Source organism: Nostoc sp., assembly GCF_036917135.1.
Lineage (GTDB): Bacteria > Cyanobacteriota > Cyanobacteriia > Cyanobacteriales > Nostocaceae > Nostoc.
Map to the genome: position 1 here is coordinate 62076 of NZ_JBALEA010000046.1, position 22805 is coordinate 84880.

The following is a 22805-nucleotide window of genomic DNA, read 5'->3' on the forward strand; positions in this document are numbered from 1 at the left end:
TGGGGGGTTAGGTTTCGCGTTAACTGTGAAAAGCCAAAAAAGATTACTAGCTTCTGAGCATTTTCATTGACCAAATAATGGCGTGTGCGCCGAGCATTCGTGAGTATATTTTTCCTTGGCGGTCGTGTATGATAAAGTTTGCGATCGCACTACTTGGTGTCTTAGCTAGTACTTCACAAGAAACGTAGAATGTTTCGTTATGTGGTATCGCTTCAAACTGTTCAAATTTTTCTACTTTTCCTGGCAAACAACCTTCTTCATGAAAGTGTTGTGTCCAAATCCATAAGGCGTGCATACTCAAGTCAGTTGTGTAAGGATTTACCCATTGGACGGGGAATTGTCCTTGTTGCTGTGCGCTGAGTTCTGGCCACAGACATTCTGTTGTGATTTTTTCGGGACTGATGTTTAAAACTCTTTTAACTTCTTGGAAACCAGGGCCGTGAAATAATGTCGCCCCACCATTTTGGTAAAAAGCTTTTCCTGTAGCGGTGATGATATTATCTGGTTCGAGATTGAGAGATTCATAGATGGGTGCATCTGGGATTTCACGCTGGAGATTGAGTTGAGCGCTAAAATGAAAATGGATTTTTCCTTCGGGGTTTCTACTCGAAATTTTGGCTTTAAGTTCGATGCTTTCAAGATTAACTTTAGAAATTTCTTCTATTTCTAAAATATGTTCTTTCGCTAATGTCTCATTGAAAGTAATCCCCTTCAAAACTTTGAAATCTTGGTAATTAAACAACCGATAGCCAGGATATAATTGTTCAGAAGCATTGATGATCCAGGTCATTGCACAAGTTGCTGGTAAAACTGGAGAACCAGCAATAGTATGATCGTGCAAAAATGGATTAGCCTCTAATGTCATTTGGCGACGAATACGATAAGTTCGTAGTTCTGAATCTAGTTCTGTAGCCATTGGAACTAGTGGACTACCAATAACAACTTGTGCGGTTGCATGATTGGTATTATCCATTTCCTTAACGAGCATTTGTGCCCCAACTGCAATGGGAATTATGTCAATTTTTCGCTCTTGAAAAATCTTCTTTAACTCTGCTGTCACCATTCCACTGTCCCAAGCGCCCCAGTTGATAGCGACGACATGACATGAAGGATAACTTTGCTTAAATATATGGGCTGATTTGTTCAGAATTTCATTTGCGATCGCATAATCAGATTGTCCGGGATTTCCGTAAAAGCCTGTTACGGAAGAAAACAAAACTAAATGCTGAAGTTGATTAGGATTGACGCAAGTTAGCAGGTTTTCTAAACCTTGAACTTTGGCGGCGTAAACTTTTTCAAAATCCTCTTCTGTTTTCTTTTCAATTAACTTGTCAGCTAAGTTCCCAGCGCCGTGGATGATTCCGGTAATTGGGCCAAGATGTTGCACAGCAGTGGCAAGTTTTTCTTGTAAAGCTGGCGTATCTGTGACATCGACGCTGATATATTCGGCTTTAGCTCCGGTTTTTTCAATTGCTGCTAGGGTCTTTTTAATCTCGCGGCTGGAGGTAATTTTGTTATATATTTTTTGCACATTCATGGGTGTGGGCTTCTCTCCTTGAGAAAGAAGATTTTCCATGATGCATTTTTTCAATGCGGATTCATCGGAATTTTGGGCATAATCTGGCTCGGTTTCTAATAGTTCGGAGCGACCGAGGAGGATGAATTTACAGGGTTGCTGTTGGGCTAATCTGATAGTACACTCAGCCGTAATCCCTTTTGCACCGCCGCTTACGACAAAGACAGATGATGGACTAAGCTGGGCTGTTTGTGTCATAAATCCTCGTAAATACCTGCATAAACTGGGTTTTTTGATATACGAACCGCAAAGGGCGCAAAGGACGCAAAGTAAGAGAGATAAGCAATATTCTTGTAGTAGTAAGAAAGTAAAAAGATACTAATAGCAGTCTTAAAAATTTGTGAAATTCTCTGTTTATTTCTTTTCTTTGCGCTCTTTGCGTCCTTTGCGGTTCGTTAAAAACAGGAATTTTCACAACTGAAATAAGACTGCTATATCAAAGAACTAATTAATCGGCGATAATGGTGACTCGTCCTTGTGAGCCGTAGCCAATTTCACTGATATAAAGGTTGGGGTCGTGAAGTTCGGCGATGATGTTTTGTACTGACTGTTTGGCGTCAAGTCTGGGACTTAAATCGATCGCACGAGTAAATACCTTTGGCCATTCCCATCTCAGAGTTTTGGTTAATCCAAATAAACCAGCGCCGATCGCACCGAAGTTGACTTTATACTCTAAACCGAAGGCTCCATCAAGGTGAGCAACTGTGCAAAAACAACTACGTCCATGTTTTGCGGCTTCGTTGAGGGAGGGTTTGAGGTGTTTCGCCATCAAAAATACGTGCTTGACGATCGCCTTTTCTGATTCGTTATAAGAAATACTCCCGGTGTGATTTCCTACAAAGATGGGATGTAGATGGATGAAGGCCCCAATCGCTCCACAGTGAGATGCGATCGCTTGTAGTTGTTGTTGAAGATGTTCTTCACTCAAGTTTGCTAAGGTGACGCGGGTTACTCCTGTGGGTAAGGGCGCTTGTTGGGCGATGAGCGATTGGGGGAAGCTGATAACTACTACTTTCCAGCCTTTCTCGATTAGGGATTCAGCTAATTTATAAGTGGTGAGGGAACCATCATCGGTGATTAAACCGATGTGTCCCTCTAGTAACGTGAAATCCAAGTAATCAGGCTGTGGTAAACTTCTGAGTTTGACGAGATGGCGCTGGATATTATGCTCTAATTCATGTTCTAATTGGGGTGGCTGCTGTTGGACAAACTCAGGTTCAGACTTTTTTTTTTCACCTCCAGCCAACTGCTGTAGGTAATCAACTATTTGACCGATGGTGCGGAGATCGCCGAGTTCTTCGATATTCGGTTTGGGTAAGTTGGGGTAAGTTTCTTGCATCGCCCCTAAGATTTCTACCCGTTTAATCGAGTCAATCCCCAAGTCGGCTTCCATGTCCATGTCCAGTTCCAGCATCTCCACTGGATAGCCGGTTTTATCGCTGGTGATGGCTAACAGGGTTTCACCTAAGTTTGCAAATTCATCACTTGTAGCGGGTTCTGGTTCTGGGGTGAAGGAGACAACTACGCTTACTTCCGGTACACTAACTACCTCAACTACTGGTGCAGTCTCGGTTGGTTGTTGTACTTCGTGAACTGCAATTTCTACCGAAACACTGTTGGAAGCGTGGGATTGCAGATACTCTACAACTTGACCGATGGTGCGTTTTTCTGACAGTTCTTCTAAATTGGGCTTGGGCAGGTTGGGGTACATTTCTTGTAGCGCCCCTAAGATTTCTACCCGTTTGATAGAGTCAATCCCTAAATCAGCCTCCATGTCCATGTCCATTTCCAGCATTTCGACTGGGTAGCCGGTCTTGTCGCTGGTGATGGCTAAGAGGTTTTTATCCAAGTCAACAATATCGATGGTTGCGCCAGCTACAGGTGCAGCAGTTGTAGGTGCTGGCTCTGGGGTGAATGCAACAACTTCTGGTGGTGAGCTAATTTTGACTACAACCTCGGCTTGAGGTTCTACAACTGGGACAGGTGGCGCGACTACTGTCTCGACACTGGCGAAGTGGGGAGTGGGCAGTAGAGACGCGATTGATCGCGTCTGTTCCGGGGATACAGGAGTTTCAAATACAGGCTCTACAGCAGCCGCCAGAGGTGCTTGGGTAACATTTAAGCCATTTTTAGCTACAGGCTCAGTTACAGGCAAAGGCTGGCTTTCTACTATCTTTGTAGTAGGAGGTACTGGTGCATCAGTAACAGTTGTTTCTACTGTAAAATGATGGCGTACCTCATTTAGTTTCTCTGTGAGTTGAGTTACTCCCTCACCAGAGATGATTTGAGAATACTCTTGCTGGATAAGTTGGAAAAAGCTCTTAGTATATTCCAACTGCTCTTGAAGATATTGCTCATGGATGCGTAGGGTTTCACCTTGTTGGGAATGAAACTGCATCATGCTACGCTCTAAGCTTTCCATGACAACTAGCTTCATTTTGGCAGTTTCGGCTGTTGATTTGCTTTCACTCAACAAGGAATTCTGCTGCTGCATCAGTTGGAAAAACGCTTTGGCGTATTCCATTTGATGGTTGAGATAGGTACCATGAACTTGTAAATTCTCGGCTTGATTTTCCTGGAACTGTGTCAGGAGGTATTCTAAACTTTCTAAAAGCTGTTGATAATTTGTAAGTTTTTCTGGTTGCATCTTAGATTCCTGGGCTGGTTGTGACAGGGTAACAGGATTCATCTGTTGCTCTGTTTGGGTGATGATATTAGCAGTCACAACGTTAGCGATCGCAGTTGTTTTTTTATGTCCGTTAGTCTCGATCGCGGCGAGAGTCGGAGTTACACCGGGGCTGCTAAATAAAGGAGCCGCATCAGAATATTCGGGGGTGGGTAATGTGACTTTATGACCATCCTGCAAAGCTAGAGCGAAGGCATTTTTCGTTTTTTCGGATCTGTAGTTTATGCCGTTTAAACGGACATTTAATGTCTTCTTCGTCTCAATTGGGGGGATAGTTTGGGGAAGTTGGTAAGGATCGAGGTTATTCAAAGCCAAACCAATTACTCGCAACTGCACAACTGCTTCTCGCAAAGAGCGATCGCTATTCTTTTGAGCGCTGGGGTTCAAAGATACGGTAATATGTGGGCGATCGCCAAGGATATCTTTGACTAAGTTGGTAAGAATTCTTCTCGGCCCAAATTCCACAAAGCAAGTACCACCGGCTGCATAGATATTTTCAATTTCCTGCTTAAACAGCACCGAATTGGAAAGGTGGCTTTCGAGGATTTTTTGAATACCTTGGGCTTCTTTGGGATACTGCTTACTGGTAACGTTGCTGTAAACAGGGATTTTGGGACTTTGGAATTTGACAGACTTGGTAGCGATCGCAAATGATTTCTGAGCAAAGGCAATTAGCGGTGTATGGAACGCTGCTGAAACAGGTAGCAATACAGCTGTATATCCTTTCTCGTGTAAAGCCTCTTTGATTCTCGCTATTTCTGCGGTCGGCCCAGCCAAGACAAATTGAGTGGGAGAATTTTGATTAGCGATCGCAACTTGGGGAAAATGCCTCAGCACTGCTTCCACTTTGCTGATATCTTCTTTGACAGCCAACATACTACCCGCATCATGATCCGGGTCTTCGGGTGCCGCCATTGCTTGACCCCTAGCTTTCACTAGAAACAAGTAATCTTCGGTACTCAAAACCCCCGCAGCCCACAAAGCTGTCAGTTCCCCGAAGCTGTGACCGGCAACAAAATCTGACTTAAATCCAGCTTGTTGCAGAATGCTGTACATCCCTGCACTCAACACCCCGATGGCTGGTTGAGCGTATTCTGTGCGTTGTAAGGCAGCAATTTGGACATTTTTTTCTGCTTCTCCAAACACAGGATGAGGAAAAACAATCTCTGACAACGGCTGCAAATTATCTTTGATTAACAGGCTATCCATATAGCCATGAAGACGGCGCATCAAAGGGAAATTCATTACCAGTTCGCGTCCCATCTCCAGGTATTGCGAACCTTGACCAGAAAATAGAGAGACAACTTTTCCGCCCAACTCCATACCAGAGGCGCGGTAATAAATCCCTTGGGGATGTTCCCAAGATGCTGCTGTTCCTTTGTGTTTCAGCCAGTCAATGCTAGTTTGCAGCAACTTGCAAGCTTCTTCGAGATTTTCAGCGACAAACCCAAATCTGGCAGCAGCAAGGGGAATCTGTTGTGATTTGCATTCCTTGACTAATTCTGCATAATGTGTAGGTGCATCTGGCGATCGCAACTTACCCAAAATCTCTTCCGATTTGCTCAACAATTGCTCTACTGTGGGAGCAAACAACAGCATTTCACTAGCACCACCATGTAAGCGGTAAGCGTGGTTTTGTTCAACTTCATATTCTTCCAAAACGACGTGATAATTGGTGCCACCAAAGCCAAAGGAACTGACACCCGCACGTCTTGGCGCTTCCCCTTCTGGACGAATCCAAGGTCTAGTTTCGGTATTCAAATAAAAGGATGAATTTTTAATGTTGAGTTTGGGATTTGGCTCAGTGATGTTAATTGTGGGCGGTAATACTTTGTGATGTAAAGCCAAAGCAGTTTTAATCAAACTCGCCGCACCCGCAGCCGCTTTTGTGTGTCCAATTTGTGATTTCACACTACCCAAAGCAATGTGCTGCTTTTTCTCATCATGCACATCAAAAAAGTCTTTTAAAGAACCGAATTCTGTCGGATCTCCAGCCATTGTACCGGTGCCATGTGCTTCCATTAAACCAACAGTAGCCGGAGAGAAACCGGCATCTTCATAAGCGCGTTCTAAAGCTTTAACTTGGCCTTCTTTGCGGGGAGCATAAATACTCTTGTAACGCCCATCGCTGGAGGTACCAATACCTTTAATTACGGCATAGATTTTATCGTTGTCCCGTTCAGCATCTTCTAACCGTTTGAGGACAATCATCCCAATACCTTCACCCAGCATCATCCCATCAGATTTAGCATCGAAAGGTTTGACATTTTCACTAGGAGAAACCGCCGGTGTTTTGCTGAACGAGATGTAAGCCATGATGGTATTATCGGTATCAACACCACCAGTCAGCATCATGTCAGAACGATGCTCAACTAGCTCACTAATTGCCATTTTTAAAGCACCGAAAGAACTAGCACAAGCCGCGTCAACTACACAATTCATCCCGCCAAAATTTAGGCGATTGGCAATTCTACCCGCGACTACGTTCGCTAACATTCCAGGGAAAGCATTCTCATCCCACTTCACATAAGCGCTTTTGATTTTATCAACGATTTTTTTGGTATCTTCATCAGATAAACCACTGCTTTTAAGCACTTTTTCCCAAATCGGATATTCCAACCTGGCAGAAAGTGGCATTCCTAACTGCTTGGCCATCGCCACGCCTAAGATTACGCCAACAGTCTCGCGGCTAAACTCACGTTTTTCGCCATAACCGGCATCTTCCATCGCCTCTTTTGCAACTACTAAACTTAATAGTTGCGATACATCTGTGACTTCCAAAATGCTGGGCGGTATGCCGAATTCCATCGGGTTAAAATCAACCTCAGGAAGAAATCCACCTCTTTTACAGTAGGTTTTATCTTCAGTAGTTCTGGGATTGGGATCGTAATAATCCTCCACACTCCAATGTGTGGAAGGAACATCAGTAATACAGTCAATTTTGTTGACGATATTTTGCCAATATTCCCGCAAATTTCTGGCTTGAGGCAATAAAGAAGCCATCCCAACGATAGCGATAGGATTGTGTTGTAATTGTCTATTAATTTTATTGGTTGACACTGATTTATCTGATTTATCTGACTTCATGTTTTTTTCCTCTATAGACCTCATTACAGCCTTTTCACAATTATTGACAAGGCTCTCTAACTCCGCTAAGGCACTATCAATTGAATAAGCAGACATAGGGCATAGTTAGTACTGTGGATTGTGTAGTTACAGTAATTTCTGTTGCCTACTAAATAATCAAAATCTCTCGTCTTGCAAGCTAAATGCTTTTCTCCAAATCGACACCACACGACACATACTGCCTTGAGAAAGCCTTAGATTTATAGGCGATTTTGGCACACTGCGTAGGCGTAGCCCGTCGTAGACATCGCAAAAAAATGTTACACAACGCTAGACTATTGATATTGTGGTGTCAATCAATTTGGGATTTTAGATTTGCATTAGCGAGTCTTAAGCGTCTTTTAGATTTGTTTCACCTACAATGAGTGCAGGACGAACCAAAAAAATCTAAAATCTAAAATGTTTTGAGCAATGGTATTTTACTGGAGCGAGGAAAACTCACGAGTAGCTAATATAGCGGTTCTCGCTTGGGTGCATTACAGTTTTGATCTCTCTCCAAGCGTCTCTCCTAAAAGGAGAGACGCTTTGAATCTTACTCCCCAACGCTAGTAGGGAAGGGGCTGGGGGTTAGGTCTGTATTGTAGTCAACAGAGAAGCACTATAGAGCAGAAACGCTTTTTTCAACCGACACAGTTTGATTATCTGGCTTAATAGCAGCTATGTTGCTGCTATTAATCACAACGTTCTGTATCTTGATAAATGTCATAACTAGTTTCAACGTCCGGGATAACATATTTTATGGGATTTGACCCAGGAAAGTTGACAAGTTCGTTACAGAAAAGACACCACCTTTAATCCGAGTTTATGCAAGTTAGAAAAGTAATTAAACGATCATCAGGTGATGATAAAGCAGTTATCTTTAGTTATTTTTAATTTCAAAATCTCAATTAAATAACTAGTTTGTCTAACCACTTTAAAGCATTGAATTAATAAAAACACTAACACACTTTACAGAAACTAAATCATTCCTTTAAAGTTATTTTATAAATAACCTATACTATTACTGATGTGAATTTTGAATAAAATCCAGTAGAAAAGTATAATTTATAACTATATAAATGTGTGAGAGATTTTCTTATCTACGGGTTAGACATAAATATTCTCTTGATGAAATTAACAGTATAAATCTGTTGTCTACATAGATAAATTGAATAACCATAAGTATTCTTTCTCAGATAAACATCATAATTGAGTCAAAGTTGTTGGTTATTTTTCAATATAAGTTAAGTTAAAAAGCCAGGCGGTTATTTATAAAGCAAATGTTAATTTTTAGTATGTTGCATAATAAACATTTCTGGGTCAGTTCAGTAGGGGCAATTCATGAATTGCCCCTACGGGTGTACCTCACGTGAACGAGAACCGCTATATCTGTTGGGTTTCTACGTCTAATGCACCGGAAACCGCGATCAGAATGTCTTATAATACACAACCTTGCTAATAATAATCTGTTACTAATATCAAATCTGCTTAATAACTAACAATCTATTGGTATTCAATTGGCAGATGAAAGATTAGTGGCGAGTAAAATATTCAGTCTCTAATCTGACTGCAAACAAATATTTTAGTGAGAGAATCAGGATTGATGCGAATTAAAACGATTGACAAAATTCAACTTTTACGCCATAATTAAAACCAAGTTTATCCAAATTATGAGTTTATTTTTATTAGCGCTTCGTTGTTCTTGAGAGTTAAGTTTTCTGGTTAGCGCTATTGTATTTTACGCTACGGGATTAGATGTCAATTTAGGATATAACTTAGGAAGCTTTGAAGTAACACGCCATTATTTTTCACGCCACAATAATAAGTTTGGGCGGTAAAAGCGTACAACAATTCATATAAAACCAATTTAGACCCATCCACTTGATTAAGGTAGAAAAACTTGAGGAAAAGCCTCTTGGTAATTTGCGGATGAGTCTATTCTAATCGACTAAATATAACCAGGCTATCTCCTAAAAAAGCAGAATTGGAATGAAAATATGGCACTAAATAAAGAAAGCCGATTATTCACAAAACCCGTAGGCCGATCGCAATTAATTTTAGCAGCTTCTCTGACTTTAGCGGCTGGATTAATAGCTTTTTATAGTTTGGTACCTTTTTGGTCTAAACCGAAAGTTGTGACAGCGCCAGTAAATCCTCCAAAAGCTGCCACACCTGCAAAAGTTGCTGTAACTGCCTTGGGACGTTTGGAGCCAGAAGGCGAAGTTACTACTTTGACTGCTCCTACTTCCAACAACGGTGTACGTGTAGAAAAACTGTTAGTCAAAGAAGGAGATGCAATTAAAGCAGGGCAATTATTGGCGTATCTAGAAAATTATGATCGTTCTAAAAGCGCATTGCAACAGGCTATAGACCAATTGCAAGTTGCCAAAGCTAAATTAGCGCAGGTGAAATCTGGAGCTAAAACCGGAGATATCGATGCTCAAAAGGCTGCCATCGCCCGGTTAGAGCCACAATATAAAGGAGACGTTGCCACCCAACAGGCGGCAATTGACCGCATCCAGGCGGAAGTAGACAACGCTCAAGCCGAGAACAATCGCTATCAGCAATTATACAAACAAGGTGCGATCGCAGCTTCCGTCGCAGATACCAAAGCTTTGCAACTAAAGACTACACAACAGCAACTAACAGAAGCTCAAGCCACCCTCAAGCGGACTCAAGACACATTCCAAGAACAACGCAAACAAGCACAAGCGCAACTCACCAGTATTAGTGAAGTGCGTAGTGTAGACGTTAAGGTGGCACAAACCGAAGTCAACAGTGCTACAACTTCTGTTCAACAAGCAAAAGCTGATTTAGATTTAAGTTACATCAAATCTCCCATAGATGGCAAAATTTTAAAAATTCATGCCAAAACTGGAGAAGTAATCAGCACTAACAAAGGATTTGCTGATATAGGTAAGACATCTCAAATGTATGTGATTGCAGAGGTGTATCAAACCGATGTTCAAAAAGTGCGTCTAGGACAAAAAGCTATCATTACCAGCACTGCATTTACTGGAACATTACAAGGAACTGTCAAAGAGATTGGTTGGCAAGTTGACAAGCAAAATATCTTCAGCCTTAACCCGGGTTCAGATACAGACCGCAAAATAATTGAGGTAAAAATCTCTATTGATAAGCCCACAGATAGTAAGCGAGTAGCTCGTTTAACTAACCTACAAGTGGATGTCGCCATTCATATTTAATCATTGGTCATTTACAAATGACCAATGACAAATGACAAATGACAAATGACAAATAAATCCATGATTTTCAAAATTCCTTTAGCATGGCTACAGCTAGCCCAGCAAAAAGTTCGTTTACTAGTAGCTGTAGCCGGGATTGGTTTTATTGTGCTGCTAATGTTTGTGCAACTTGGTTTTCAAGATGCCCTCTATTCCAGTGCAACCGCACTGCATCAGAACCTCAAGGGAGATTTATTTTTAGTAAGTTCGCAATATAAATCTTTGACCTCAAATCAAAGCTTTTCGCGGACTCGTTTATATCAATCTATGGGGTTTGATGGCATAGAGTCAGTTAGCCCCATGTATTTGCAATTTGCCAAACTTAAAAATCCGGCAACTGGTGAGAAATATTCAATATACGTTATTGGTTTCGATCCAGGTAGACCTGTAATCAATATCCCAGAGGTTGAGAAGAATTTAGATAAACTGAAAATTCCCGATGTCGTACTTTTTGACCAGAGTTCTCGCCCAGAGTTTGGGCCAATAGCTGAAAAATTTAATGCGGGAAATATTGGACAGACAATTGAAATATTTCCCTTCAATTCATTAATTGGCTATAGAGTGAGAATTGGAGGTTTATTCAGCTTAGGGCCTTCCTTTGGGGTAGACGGTAATTTACTTGTCAGTGACTCAACTTTTTTGAGGATAAATCCTAATAGTCGTCCAGCAGATATGATAGATATCGGCTTGATTTCCCTCAAACCTGGTACTAATGCCGAAACAGTACTGAAAAATTTGCAAGCAAGTTTGCCTAAAGATGTCCAAGTTTTTACACACCAAGGCTTCATTGATTTTGAGAAAAAATATTGGGCTGTCAGAACACCCATTGGTTTTATCCTTAACTTAATGTTGACAATGGCTGCGGTTGTGGGTGTTGTCATTGTCTATCAAATTCTTTACAGCAACATTGCTACACAGTTTGTTGCTTACGCAACTTTAAAAGCCATAGGTTATGCCAATAGATATTTGTTGAATGTGGTATTTCAGCAAGCTTTAATTTTGGCAATTTTAGGTTATATCCCCGGATTTATGACTTCTGTATTGTTATATGCTTTTGCAGAAGACGCAACTAAATTACCAATAGTTATGACCACTAATAATGCATTAATTGTATTAATCTCAACAGTTTTAATGTGTATAACTTCCGGTGCGCTTGCTATTAACAAACTCCGCTCCGCAGATCCGGGAGATATTTTCTAAGCAAGATAACTTCCTCAGAAAAGCTTGTTAAATCTAGGCAAAATTCTGCCACAGTCTCTTATGTAAAGTTTAATCAAGTTTGTAGTAAGGACTTCAGTCCTTGTATTTTAAGCATTAAAGTGCTTACTACAAACCATCACGCTTTTGTTGTAATCCAAAATCCAAAATTGGTATACCCCTTAATATATGAACCTCAACAACAAAACCCTCCTAATTACCGGGATTGATCAACTTGTCGGTTTACGTGCAGCCGAGTTAGCAATAGCGCAGGGAATGAAAGTTCGTGGACTACAAAGTTCTACAGAAAAGAACAAACAATTACATAATTTAGGTGTTGATGTAATTATTGGCAGTATTACCGATTCTACTATTGCTCAAAAGGCTTGTCAGGGAGTAGATATCGTTTTACACACAGAGCAAGTTGCCGAAGAAGCTGGTTCCATTAACCATTTTCGTGATGTCAATGTTGGCGGTACTGTCAATATAGCTAAAGCTGCTAAACAGGCTGGAGTGAAAACATTTGTGCATCTATCCAGTGTGATGGTTTACGGTTTCAACTATCCTAATGGTGTTACAGAATCCGGGCCACTCTCTGGGGAAAATAATCCCTACTGTCAAACGAAAATAGAAGCAGAAACAGCACTCTTACAACTGAATAATCCCTCAGATTTTGGCATCATCATTATTAGAGCCGGAGATGTTTACGGCCCTGGTAGTATTCCCTGGATAGTCAGACCAATTCTGATGATGCGTCAAAAATTATTTGCTTATGCCAACGATGGTAAAGGAGTGATGAATCATGTATATATTGATAACCTGATTGATGGTATTTTTCTAGCGATAGAAAAAGAAGCCTACGGTGAAATATTTAATATCACCGACGGACAAGAAACTTCTTGGAAAGAGTATTTCTTGCATTTAGCAGCAATGGAAGGTTTATCAGCACCTCTTTCATTACCTAAAGATGAAATCAAGTTGTTTCTAAAGCTACGTGTTCAAGGACAAAAACTTTTTCGGCAAAAAGTCGATATTCTGCCAGAGTCTATAGATTTTATGACTCGTCCTTATGCTTGTTCAATTGTCAAAGCACAAAATCTGTTAAATTACAAACCAACAATTGACCTAGAATCTGGAATGCAGCGAACAAATGAATGGCTGCAAAAAACTGATATTCAAAAGTTGGTCAAATAGTCCAAAGTTACCTCTTGATCATTACAAAACTATGCTGAAACTATCTCAATTATCTCATGTTTTGCTTGCTGCTTTAATGAGCATCAGCTTTGCTAAAACAGTGAATGCCCAGCCGACTGAAAAACTTACTGTTGTGGTCAATGGAATACACCACCAAAAAGGTGAAATTTGCTTCCGAGTTTACGCTAGTGAACAAGGATTTCCGATGAGTAATTCTAGTGGATCTCAAAGTGGCTGCGTTAAGATTAGTGGCACTTCTGTAAAAAAAGAATTCTCCGGTTTGAAGCCTGGAACTTATGCTGTCGCCGTGGTTGACGATCAGAATGGCGATCGCAAACTCAATAAAGACTTTTTCGGTATTCCCAAAGAAGGTTTTGGAATTTCCAAAAATCCAATTGTGTCTATACAAACAGGTTCACCAAAGTTTCGTGATGCCAGTTTTGTAGTGAACAAAGATACAACAGTCAATATCATCATTAAATATTCCCTTGATTCCTAAAGGGAGTGGGGACTGGGGACACAACTCTTGGAGAGGCTGCGCCAACGACAAGCTCAGTGCATCGCTGGGGACTGGGTTGAAAGTCTTCTTGTATATAGGTTTTATCATCAGTTAATGTCCTAACCTCCAAGTCCCTTGCTATATTTCTGATTCCCAATCCCTAATCCCCAATACTTCGGCTTCTCTACGAGACGCTACGCGAACGCGGTAGTTGAGCGTAGTCGAAACTCAGTACAAGTCCCCAGTCCCCAATCCATTATTCTGTTGGAGATTAAAAATTTAATGGAAGATTTGGCAATATTTCTGTCTAAGTCTTTGATGGGTTGGTTGGTTATTCAGGTGTGTTTTACGCTTGTCTTTATATGGTATCTGCGGTCATCAAAAAAAAACTTATTACCAGATGACCAATTGCCCAAAACAGCAGTGATTCTTTGCCTACGCGGAGCTGATCCGTTTTTGCCTCGATGTTTGCGATCGCTCCTAAATCAAAACTATCCACAGTATGATTTAAAGTTGATCGTTGATAGTCACGAAGATCCCGCCTGGAAAATTGCCAGTGAAACCATCACAGAGCAAGAAGCTACTAACGTTCAAATCAGCCCTTTGAGAGTAGTACGCAACAATTGTAGTCTCAAATGCAGTTCTCTAGTCCAAGCTATCCGTGAGTTGGATGATTCTTACAAGGTGGTTGCTTTAGTAGATGCTGATACTATAGTCCATGTGAATTGGCTGCGAGAATTAGTCAGTCCTCTTGGAGATGCGAAAGTCGGGGCGACAACGGGTAATCGTTGGTACGTACCTACAGGTAAGTATTGGGGATCTTTAGTGCGCTACGCCGGCAATGTATCTACAGTAGTGCAAATGTTTATCTTCCAGATTCCTTGGGGTGGGACTTTGGCTGTGAAAACAGAAGTGCTTCGCCAAACAGAACTCCTAGATAAGTGGGGACAAGCTTTAGGCGAAGATTTTATGATGCACGACATCCTCAAAAAACATGGGTTGCAGGTCAAGTTTGTGCCTTCGCTACTGATAGTAAATCGTGAAGAGACTGATTTATTCAGCTTAATAGAATATCTCAAACGTCTTATCCTTTGTTCTCGACTTTATCACCCACGTTGGTTAGCTTTAGTTAGTGAAGCTGTTTCTAGCATTTTGTTTCCAACTACAGTGATCATGTTAGTTCTAGAGTGGTTGTTTGAGGCCAAATGGGCTGCTGCGGCTCTCTTGTTAGGCTGCTATACAGTCTATACAGCCGCCTTACTGTTGATCATGCTGGTGTTGGAATTAGAGATCCAGCGAATGGTTCGCTCTAATGACCAAGCGATCGCCAAATTATCAATTGCGACAATCTTCAAAATGTTCATTGCGATTCCGCTAACACAATGGGTTTATGGGTTAGCGATGCTATCGTCACTGTGGGTTTCAAAAGTCACCTGGCGCGGTGTCAGCTATCGAGTTCAAGGGCCTTGGAATGTCCGGTTAGTGGAATATCGCCCTTATCAATGGTTGGATCAGCCTATTGATAGTAAGGTTTCTCTTTGAATAATTCCTAATGAAATATTTTCTGCCTAAATCCTAAATTCAAAACCAGTATTTTAGTAAAATATTCCCTTTTTATATGACTAAGCAAAAACTTCGCATTGCACTGTTTACAGGTTTGTACGCTCCTTTTTTAACTGGAGTTTCTGTTGCAGTACATCAACGGGTTCGTTGGTTGCTAGAGCAAGGACATGAGGTTTTTCTAATCCATCCGCAAATCAACGATCGCTACCCGAAAAATGTTGGCGATCGCCCCATGCCGGGACTCAATGAAATTCAGTCTTTTCCCAATTTCTCTGCTTACGCATTCCCTACACAACCACTCCTATTCTATAAATCTCTTCCTCAACCATTGCACTATCGACATTGGAGCGATACCAAGTTGCTGGAGAAGTTTAAGCCTGATATTATTGTGGTTGAAGAAGCCGCACAAATGAGAGGTTTATACTCATTTTTCTTGCAAGGTTATGGTCGTCCAATTGGCACTAAATACGCCAGACGAACAGGCACACCAATAATATCACTCTTCCATACAGATATCGTTGCCTATATCAAATATTACTTTGGGGATAGATTCTTCAACTTAGTTCGTCCCATTATTCCCGCTTTAGTTAAGCAATTTAGTGAGTCTTATGACTTTAATTACTTCTCTTCTAAAGAACAACTCACTAAATACAAAGAACTGAAATGCCAACGCGCTGAATATGTCCCTTATCAAGGCATTGATTGCGAAAAATTTCACCCGCGAAACATCAATTACAACCCAATTCCTAACGACAACCGACCGACTCTTTTGTTTGTCGGCCGCATCACCCCCGAAAAGAATGTCAACCAGCTGCTTGATATATTTCCGGTGATAGCGGCCAAAATTCCTGATGTCCATCTGGTGATTGTTGGTAGTGGTCCCCTGGATGAAGAGATCCGTCAGCGTGCTAAAAAGTTTGGATCGGGTATTACTATCTGGGGTGAGTCTCACGGTACAGAACTTTTAGGTTGGTTTGCGAGAGCGGATGTTTTTGTCAACCCCTCTGTCACCGAGAACTTCTGCACTACAAATAACGAGGCGTTAGCGTCTGGAACCCCTGTAGTTGCCGTTGTTGCACCTTCAACCTCAGAACAGGTATTTCCTGGTAGTAATGGCTTCCTTGCCCAACCTAACAATCCCAAAGATTTTGCCGAAAAGGTAATTGCAATTCTGGCAAATCCCGAATTGAAAGCAGAGATGACTCGGCAGGCTCGCCCCTCTATACTTGACTTTGATTGGTCGGCATGTATGCAAAAATTTGAACAAAAACTCTACCAAATCCTTGAAGGATCATAGAAGGTAGAGGCTAGATAAGATCGCTAGTAGTGTAGATGCTAGCGATCGCTAATTAGTGACTTTGAGTTTGACCAAGACTGTTAGTTTAAGGGTGCGATCACATTAAAATGAAACCAGAGTTCAACAGCTGGGATCACAATGGAAGTTTTTCAACTTACGACAATTGTTGATGCGTCGGGGCTTTTGCATCTTGATATCCCAACACAGTTAGCGCCTGGGCAGGTAAATATTGTGGTTGTTCTGAATCCGGTTGCATCAGACAGAACACAAAAACCTGATTATGATTTTTCCGATCTTGCAGGGAAATTGGTCTGGGAGGGAGATGCATTAGCGATGCAAAAGGTGCTGCGGGATGAATGGTAGTCGCTACTTGTTGGATACAAATGCGATCGTAGCACTCCTACAAGGTAATTCAAAACTGCTGCAACTTTTACAAAATGCTGATTGGCTCGGGATTTCAATTATTAGTAAAATTGAATTTCTAGCTTTTTCGGGGTTGAGTCAGGGAGATCGCCAACTTTTTGAGCAATTTATCCAACGAGTCGAAGTTGTTAGTCTCATGGCTGGTGATACGGTGTTAATTGAGCAAATCATCCAACTTCGTCAGCAATATCGGCTGAAACTACCCGACACAATCATTGCAGCGATGGCGCTTCAGGCAACTGCAAACCTAGTAACGGCGGATCGGGAATTTGCGAAAGTGTCAATATTAACAGTTATTGGCTGGTAGCGATCGCTGCTGTCAAACCACCAATTTAGGCAATGCTGACTAAGCGATGTCTACGACGGTCACTGAGCGCAGCCGTTCGCGCAGCGTCTCGTAGAGAAGTGCGGGCTACGCCTACGCAAAAGTTATGCTGAAACCTGATTATTAATGCATCGGCTGGCAACCCGCCACCCATGCAAAATCGGCATAGTAAACAATCCCCACGCCAAACCTGTAATTAACCCAAAAGGCGTAACTACATAGTTATTAAAATTCCACAAACCAAAAACTTGTGCTGCTAATTCCAAAGGATAAGCCATCATCAGCACACTAGATAAAGCCACACCACTCCAGCCATACTGACTTAACCAATAAAATCCCTTACCACCAGTTAGCCCATACAGCAGACGAGTAATCAGCAAACCCGTTACAGTACCATAGCAGCGCATACACACAGCCATAATAAACGGTGGTGCTAAATCTAACCCCATATTTGGCTGCGGACACACATGATTACCCATGAAATAAATGATGTCCGCAATCCCAGGAAGCAACCACACCCCAGACGCAGCCAGAAAGGGAGCCAGTGGCGGGCCAAAAACCATCCCCGCCAACAAGAAATCAGCAATCAAACTCACCCAATTAACCTGCAACTCTTCACTCAAAGCTACTCTTGTCATCTCCCCTTCTCTGCGCCCTCTGCGCCTCTGCGGTTCGTCTCTTAACCTACCTTATTCACATAAGGACTTGTCAACTTATCTAACTGCTGAATCAACAGACTGAGAAACAAACCCACATCAGTCACCACACCCACCGATTCTACAGAACCGCGATCGCTTAACTTAGTCACCACAGCTGGATTAATATCCACACACACCATTTTCACACCAGCCGGGGTCATATTGCCCACGCCAATGGAATGCAGCATTGATGACAGCATCAAAATCATCTCTGCGCCTTCTAAGTGTTTGGCATATTCTTCTTGTGCTTGAATCAAATTCATTTGGGTATCAGGCAAAGGTCCGTCATCCCGAATTGAACCAGCAAGCACAAAAGGTATATTATTGTGGACACACTCATACATCACGCCACTTTTTATTGCCCCCGCTTCCACAGCTTTGGGAATGCTACCATAACGGCGGATACTATTAATTACCTTGAGGTGATGGCGGTGTCCACCACGGACGGCGACACCCCGCTTCATATCTACACCCAAGGAAGTGCCCATGATATTTTGCTCGATGTCGTGAACTGCGATCGCATTTCCACCCAGCAACGCCTGTACATATCCTTCTCGAACCAGTTGCGCCAAGTGTTCGCCGCCACCAGTATGAATCACTACTGGGCCAGCCGTGACAACTACTTTACCACCAGCATCGCGGATTTTACGCAATTCCCAAGCCACTTGCTCAACGACTATTTCCACACGCCGCTCGCTGGAAACGCCCGCCGACATAAAGCTGAATTCTTGGGTGCTGCGGAGTTCGCGCGATTCAGTTTTGCGGATGGTGCGGATACCTAAAACGTCTACAATTACCTGTTCGCCAACTTCTAAATCGCGTAATATTTTACACCTAGCAACGAAACCGGTGGCAGTTTGAGTAATCGCGATCGCGCCATCCATCCGTTGATTTTCCACCTTTACCCACTGACCATTAATTCGGACTTCCGTGGGATAAATGGTACTGACGTAGAAATCATCAGGCGCAACGCCATCTTGAATTACCGGCTCCAGTTTGGCATCTCGCTCATCATGGGGTAAATCTACAGCACCCAAATCAATCAACATTGAGATGATTTCTTCCATCACCTCATGAGATGGTGCTGATACCTTCACCTCTGCGGCTGAGGTACTTTGGCGCTGTTCTCCCAAGTTGAAATTTAGGACTTGGAAACTTCCCCCAGCGTCTATAATCAAATCCAAAGCGCGGTTAATTAAACCAGCATCTAGCAAATGTCCTTCCATGCGAATGACGCGGCTTTCTACCGAGACATTGGCATGAATTTCATCCCTAACTGGTTCTGTCACCCGCAAAGTTAAGCATTTAGCTGCACCACCAGCTTTGAGAAATTCCGTCAAAGGTGTTTCCAGCACTTGGAAACCTGCATCTCCAAGGCGGGTTTTCAAAGCATCACTCGCTTTGTTCATAATGACGATGCTATCCACATTCACCGTATTACAAGCGAAGTTGACTGCATCGGCTTCAGCAATGGCGATTCGCTTTTCTGGTGCGACTCGCATTTCAATTAAGCGGTTGGAATAAGAATCAAAAGCACCGGGATAGTACAGCAAATACCCATTTGTTAGGGGACAAAAGCAAGTATCCAGGTGATAGAAACGTTCGTCTATTAATCGTAGGGATAGCACCTCAATATCCAGCCATTTAGCTAGATAAGGGTGAGAATCTAATTCTGAGCGAAAACCGTATCCCGCCCATAACCAGCGCCCTTCCCGATCTAGCAGTGCGTCTCCTGCGCCCTCAAAGGGTAAATCTTTGGGTAGTTCATTGACTGTATAACCATTTGCCTCAAACCATTGTTTGAAGAAAGGCTCTTCTCCCTGACGTTCTTTGTGCAAAAAGCGACTGAGGACGACGTTATCGCCTAGTACTAAGCCAGCATTGGCAGTAAAAACCAAATCAGGCCAGCCTTTTTCAGGTGGTACTAAATCTACAATGGCGTGTTGTTTGAGGATTTGGTGTAGTCCTTGCCACTGTTCCACGGCGCGATCGCGCGATGATTTGTGAATATTCCCTTCCATCCAAGGATTAATCACATAATCTACATCGTAGTGGTCAGGAGGGCACATTAAAAAGCGAATCCGGGAAGTCATAAAAATCTTACAAGGGTTTTATATGCTACAAGCTTACTTTGAATACAGATTTTTGTTTTTTTTACAGGTAAAATCTGCTAGTGGAGCTTCTATCTTTTGATAGACTTTACAAAGTCTTCGTTATTAATTTTATTACTGGAAGATGGCAATAAGTAAAAATATTGATAGCGATCGCTCTCCTAACTTTTCACGGCATCTGGAAAACCTCTCTTCTATTTCTCTCTCCTAGAAGGCTACGGTGTATACACATCTCTGTACAAAACCAAAATTGTTGGAGATCCCCCTAAATCCCCCTTATAAAGGGGGACTTTGATTCTAGTCCCCCCCTTTTTTAAGGGGAGCCAGCGCGGTCTTGGGGTCTCCCCAAGTAGAGCGACTGGCGTGGGTTAGGGGGGATCTAAAGCTGTGGGGCAACTCTAAAAGACTTGTGTATACACCGTAGCTATCAAGCAGTTACTATATAAGGCGAGTTGATCGCCGCTACTCGCCCAGCATCTACCAAAGCTTGATATACAATCGCCGCTACTTCACCGCGTGTAGCATCGCGGGTAGGATTAAGTTGTTTCAGATTTGGGTGATTGACGATAATTTCCTTGTTTATAGCTTTTACTACCTCATCTTTGGCATATTCAGGAATCTTGGCTTGGTCATCGAAAACTTGGATAGTTGCCGTACCATCACTAGATAACCCCAGTCCATTTACCAGGGAGACAATCACCTGCACGCGCTGGATATTTTTGTTTGGGCCAAAGGTATTGTCGGGAAAACCAGAGAGAAATAAACCTTGATATGCCTGCTGAATTACCTTAGATGCCCAAAAATCTGCGGGTACATCTTTGAATTTGCTTGCTGCACGATTTGGCGATGGGTTGAAAGCTTTTACTAGTAATGCCGCATATTGTGCCCGTGTCATCGTTGCATCGGGTTTAAATGTGCGATCGGGAAAACCATTAACTATCCCCAATTTGACTAATTCCCGAATAAACCCACCTGCCCAATGATTACTAATATCGGTTAATTCGATTGTAGGCGTTGGAGTTGTAGGCGTTGGAGTTGTAGGCGTTGGAGTTGTAGGCGTTGGAGTTGTAGGTGTTGGAGTTGTAGGCGTTGGAGTTGTAGGCGTTGGAGTTGTAGGCGTTGGAGTTGTAGGTGTTGGAGTTGTAGGTGTTGGAGTTGTAGGTGTTGGAGTTGTAGGTGTTGGAGTTGTAGGCGTTGGAGTTGTAGGTGTTGGAGTTGTAGGCGTTGGAGTTGTAGGTGTTGGAGTTGTTGCAACCGAACTATCTGCAAACTCTACGTTTCCGGTGACTTTAGACGCATCTATTTTATTTCCTAGAGAAACCAGCTTATTGGAGCTGGCATTTTGCAAATCAAATTTACCGTTATTGCGTAGAGTATTGCCTCCTGGATTATTGGTACTACCGATATCCGGTAGAGCAGTTCCAATAACTGTTATACCATCGTCAGTGTTATTCTCACTGACATTATTACGTAATACGGGACGAGCAGTACCAGAGATGACAATCCCAGAGCGGTTTTCAGAAATTCTGTTATCTCGAAGGGTGGGTGATGCAGTATCACTAATAGCAATGCCAAAACCTGTTTTGGAGCAGGTGTTATTTTCAATTTGACCTTTAGAATTTTTAGCGATCGCAATTCCATTCGCTGCATTCTGACTGAAGACATTACTAAGAATCACTGGATTAGCCTCGCCTGTTGTAAATACTCCTTCCCGTTTACAGTTGGTGAAGGTGCTATTAGCAACAGTAGGGGCAGTTGATTCAATCCAAACACCACTACCACGGCTAGCTAAATTTGTTACAGTCACTCCTCGAAGTTCGGCTTTGTCCAGCAGCACAAATGTGACATTTTGACCAGCAAAAGTACGGCTCAGGTAGTTACCACTTCCTTCAATCAAAATACCATTACCTTTGTTGGTTTCATTCCCCACCACTGTCACACCAGATGGAATCGTTAGGGGAAAGACTTCACCGCTAGCAGCATTGTAATTACCATCAGCTAATTGAATCTTGGTATCAACAGTAGCTACCTTGAGGGCTTGCGTAATAGTTTTAAACGGGGCTTGTTGGCTACCAGTGTTGGTATTACTGCCTGATACTGGATTTACGTAAAAAGTTTGAGCCATATTTATACTTTAATAAAATACATAGCTATCCTAGCGCTAACCGTGGAAATGGGTAGTGTTTGGTGCATTAAGTAACTTAAAGTACTTCTCACTATATTTGATTTATTTCCGCTTACTTAGGTGTTTTGCTTGCTTTTCAAATCACTGTATTTTCTGTAGCTTTGGTAATATATAGGAATATGATTTGATTTCTGAAAAAATCTAAGTAGTATGTAGGGGAGCCAGCCGCATGGGCGGGTTTCCCGACTTGAGCGGACTGGCGTTGTGTTATGGCGTAGCCTAACGCACCCAAAACTTGAAGGTGGTGCGTTACGCCAAAGGCTAACGCACCCTACGTATATTTCAATAATCAAATATGAGTCCTCTAGTCGAGAATAGTCGTTGATTTTATTTAGTTTGTATGCGTTCTTGTACGTCTAGAGGTAGTTTCCTAAACTGCTTTTTTGCACCCTTCTAAAATTTAATTTCGTAACTCACGCAACATTCTTGTTTATGTCATTTCTTATTTCGTTTTGAATTTCATCCCAAGACACAGTACCATTAATGCGTATATCTTCCCTAGCCTCTTTAATGGCTTTTAAATCTTCTTCGTCGTCTACATGATCGATTCTTTTCAAGAGTGCGTGAATTTCATCTAAAGTACTGTCATCAGCTTGAGTTAGCAGTACGTTAATATCTTTAATTAACTGTTCTCTTTCGTGTGCTGATTTCATTTTTAATCATCCGAGCATGGGTTGACTTTTTTTGTCACCATCTCTAGT

At 42.1% G+C, this 22805-nt stretch carries 14 protein-coding genes; 8 read left to right on the plus strand and 6 right to left on the minus strand.

What is annotated here, in order from left to right:
- Positions 1 to 46: 46 nt before the first annotated feature.
- Both V7K50_RS14180 and V7K50_RS14185 read right to left on the minus strand, forming a co-directional pair.
- Positions 47 to 1774: an SDR family NAD(P)-dependent oxidoreductase gene (locus tag V7K50_RS14180; protein ID WP_334960968.1), complete on the minus strand. Its 1728-nt coding sequence runs from the start codon at positions 1772 to 1774 to the stop codon at positions 47 to 49.
- A 250-nt stretch (positions 1775 to 2024) separates the two neighbouring features.
- Entirely contained in the window at positions 2025 to 7445 is a 5421-nt protein-coding gene (locus V7K50_RS14185; RefSeq protein ID WP_334960970.1) for a beta-ketoacyl synthase N-terminal-like domain-containing protein, read from the minus strand.
- Positions 7446 to 9364: 1919 nt separating this feature from the next.
- Between V7K50_RS14185 and V7K50_RS14190 the strand changes: the two genes are divergently transcribed.
- From V7K50_RS14190 to V7K50_RS14225, 8 genes are all read left to right on the plus strand, one after another.
- Positions 9365 to 10573, plus strand: a complete 1209-nt coding sequence (locus V7K50_RS14190) for an ABC exporter membrane fusion protein (protein ID WP_334960972.1) — start codon at positions 9365 to 9367, stop codon at positions 10571 to 10573.
- Between the two features lie 60 nt (positions 10574 to 10633).
- Complete coding sequence (gene devC, locus V7K50_RS14195) at positions 10634 to 11812, plus strand: ABC transporter permease DevC (protein WP_334961011.1); 1179 nt, start codon at positions 10634 to 10636, stop codon at positions 11810 to 11812.
- 186 nt (positions 11813 to 11998) lie between these two features.
- Positions 11999 to 13003, plus strand: coding sequence for an NAD-dependent epimerase/dehydratase family protein (locus V7K50_RS14200; RefSeq protein ID WP_334960974.1), 1005 nt, complete (start codon positions 11999 to 12001; stop codon positions 13001 to 13003).
- Positions 13004 to 13034: 31 nt separating this feature from the next.
- Positions 13035 to 13502, plus strand: coding sequence for a DUF2141 domain-containing protein (locus V7K50_RS14205; RefSeq protein WP_334960976.1), 468 nt, complete (start codon positions 13035 to 13037; stop codon positions 13500 to 13502).
- 282 nt (positions 13503 to 13784) lie between these two features.
- Entirely contained in the window at positions 13785 to 15044 is a 1260-nt protein-coding gene (locus V7K50_RS14210) for a glycosyltransferase (protein WP_334960978.1), read from the plus strand.
- Between the two features lie 76 nt (positions 15045 to 15120).
- Positions 15121 to 16362, plus strand: coding sequence for a glycosyltransferase (locus V7K50_RS14215; RefSeq protein WP_334960980.1), 1242 nt, complete (start codon positions 15121 to 15123; stop codon positions 16360 to 16362).
- Positions 16363 to 16500: 138 nt separating this feature from the next.
- On the plus strand, positions 16501 to 16725 hold the full coding sequence (locus V7K50_RS14220) for a hypothetical protein (RefSeq protein WP_334960982.1): 225 nt from the start codon (positions 16501 to 16503) through the stop codon (positions 16723 to 16725).
- A complete protein-coding gene (locus V7K50_RS14225; RefSeq protein ID WP_334960984.1) occupies positions 16715 to 17092 on the plus strand; it encodes a type II toxin-antitoxin system VapC family toxin in 378 nt (125 codons plus the stop codon). Before V7K50_RS14220 ends, V7K50_RS14225 begins: the two co-directional genes overlap by 11 nt.
- 122 nt (positions 17093 to 17214) lie before the next feature.
- Here V7K50_RS14225 and V7K50_RS14230 read toward each other — a convergent pair whose 3' ends face one another.
- The 4 genes from V7K50_RS14230 to V7K50_RS14245 form a co-directional block, all read right to left on the minus strand.
- Complete coding sequence (locus V7K50_RS14230; RefSeq protein WP_334960986.1) at positions 17215 to 17748, minus strand: DUF2085 domain-containing protein; 534 nt, start codon at positions 17746 to 17748, stop codon at positions 17215 to 17217.
- 41 nt (positions 17749 to 17789) lie between these two features.
- On the minus strand, positions 17790 to 19901 hold the full coding sequence (gene argZ / locus V7K50_RS14235) for a bifunctional arginine dihydrolase/ornithine cyclodeaminase (protein ID WP_334960988.1): 2112 nt from the start codon (positions 19899 to 19901) through the stop codon (positions 17790 to 17792).
- A gap of 445 nt (positions 19902 to 20346) precedes the next feature.
- On the minus strand, positions 20347 to 22044 hold the full coding sequence (locus V7K50_RS14240) for a DUF1565 domain-containing protein (RefSeq protein WP_334960990.1): 1698 nt from the start codon (positions 22042 to 22044) through the stop codon (positions 20347 to 20349).
- Positions 22045 to 22517: 473 nt separating this feature from the next.
- The gene (locus tag V7K50_RS14245; RefSeq protein WP_334960992.1) at positions 22518 to 22757 is read right to left on the minus strand and encodes a hypothetical protein; all 240 of its coding nucleotides are present in this window, start codon (positions 22755 to 22757) and stop codon (positions 22518 to 22520) included.
- Between the last annotated feature and the right edge of the window lie 48 nt (positions 22758 to 22805).

Excerpts from the sequence above, each read along its gene's own strand:
- V7K50_RS14180 (WP_334960968.1), bottom strand. The coding sequence starts at position 1,774 with ATGACACAAACAGCCCAGCTTAGTCCATCATCTGTCTTTGTCGTAAGC.
- V7K50_RS14185 (WP_334960970.1), bottom strand. The coding sequence starts at position 7,445 with ATGTCTGCTTATTCAATTGATAGTGCCTTAGCGGAGTTAGAGAGCCTT.
- V7K50_RS14190 (WP_334960972.1), top strand. The coding sequence starts at position 9,365 with ATGGCACTAAATAAAGAAAGCCGATTATTCACAAAACCCGTAGGCCGA.
- devC (WP_334961011.1), top strand. The coding sequence starts at position 10,634 with ATGATTTTCAAAATTCCTTTAGCATGGCTACAGCTAGCCCAGCAAAAA.
- V7K50_RS14200 (WP_334960974.1), top strand. The coding sequence starts at position 11,999 with ATGAACCTCAACAACAAAACCCTCCTAATTACCGGGATTGATCAACTT.
- V7K50_RS14205 (WP_334960976.1), top strand. The coding sequence starts at position 13,035 with ATGCTGAAACTATCTCAATTATCTCATGTTTTGCTTGCTGCTTTAATG.
- V7K50_RS14210 (WP_334960978.1), top strand. The coding sequence starts at position 13,785 with ATGGAAGATTTGGCAATATTTCTGTCTAAGTCTTTGATGGGTTGGTTG.
- V7K50_RS14215 (WP_334960980.1), top strand. The coding sequence starts at position 15,121 with ATGACTAAGCAAAAACTTCGCATTGCACTGTTTACAGGTTTGTACGCT.
- V7K50_RS14220 (WP_334960982.1), top strand. The coding sequence starts at position 16,501 with ATGGAAGTTTTTCAACTTACGACAATTGTTGATGCGTCGGGGCTTTTG.
- V7K50_RS14225 (WP_334960984.1), top strand. The coding sequence starts at position 16,715 with ATGAATGGTAGTCGCTACTTGTTGGATACAAATGCGATCGTAGCACTC.
- V7K50_RS14230 (WP_334960986.1), bottom strand. The coding sequence starts at position 17,748 with ATGACAAGAGTAGCTTTGAGTGAAGAGTTGCAGGTTAATTGGGTGAGT.
- argZ (WP_334960988.1), bottom strand. The coding sequence starts at position 19,901 with ATGACTTCCCGGATTCGCTTTTTAATGTGCCCTCCTGACCACTACGAT.
- V7K50_RS14240 (WP_334960990.1), bottom strand. The coding sequence starts at position 22,044 with ATGGCTCAAACTTTTTACGTAAATCCAGTATCAGGCAGTAATACCAAC.
- V7K50_RS14245 (WP_334960992.1), bottom strand. The coding sequence starts at position 22,757 with ATGAAATCAGCACACGAAAGAGAACAGTTAATTAAAGATATTAACGTA.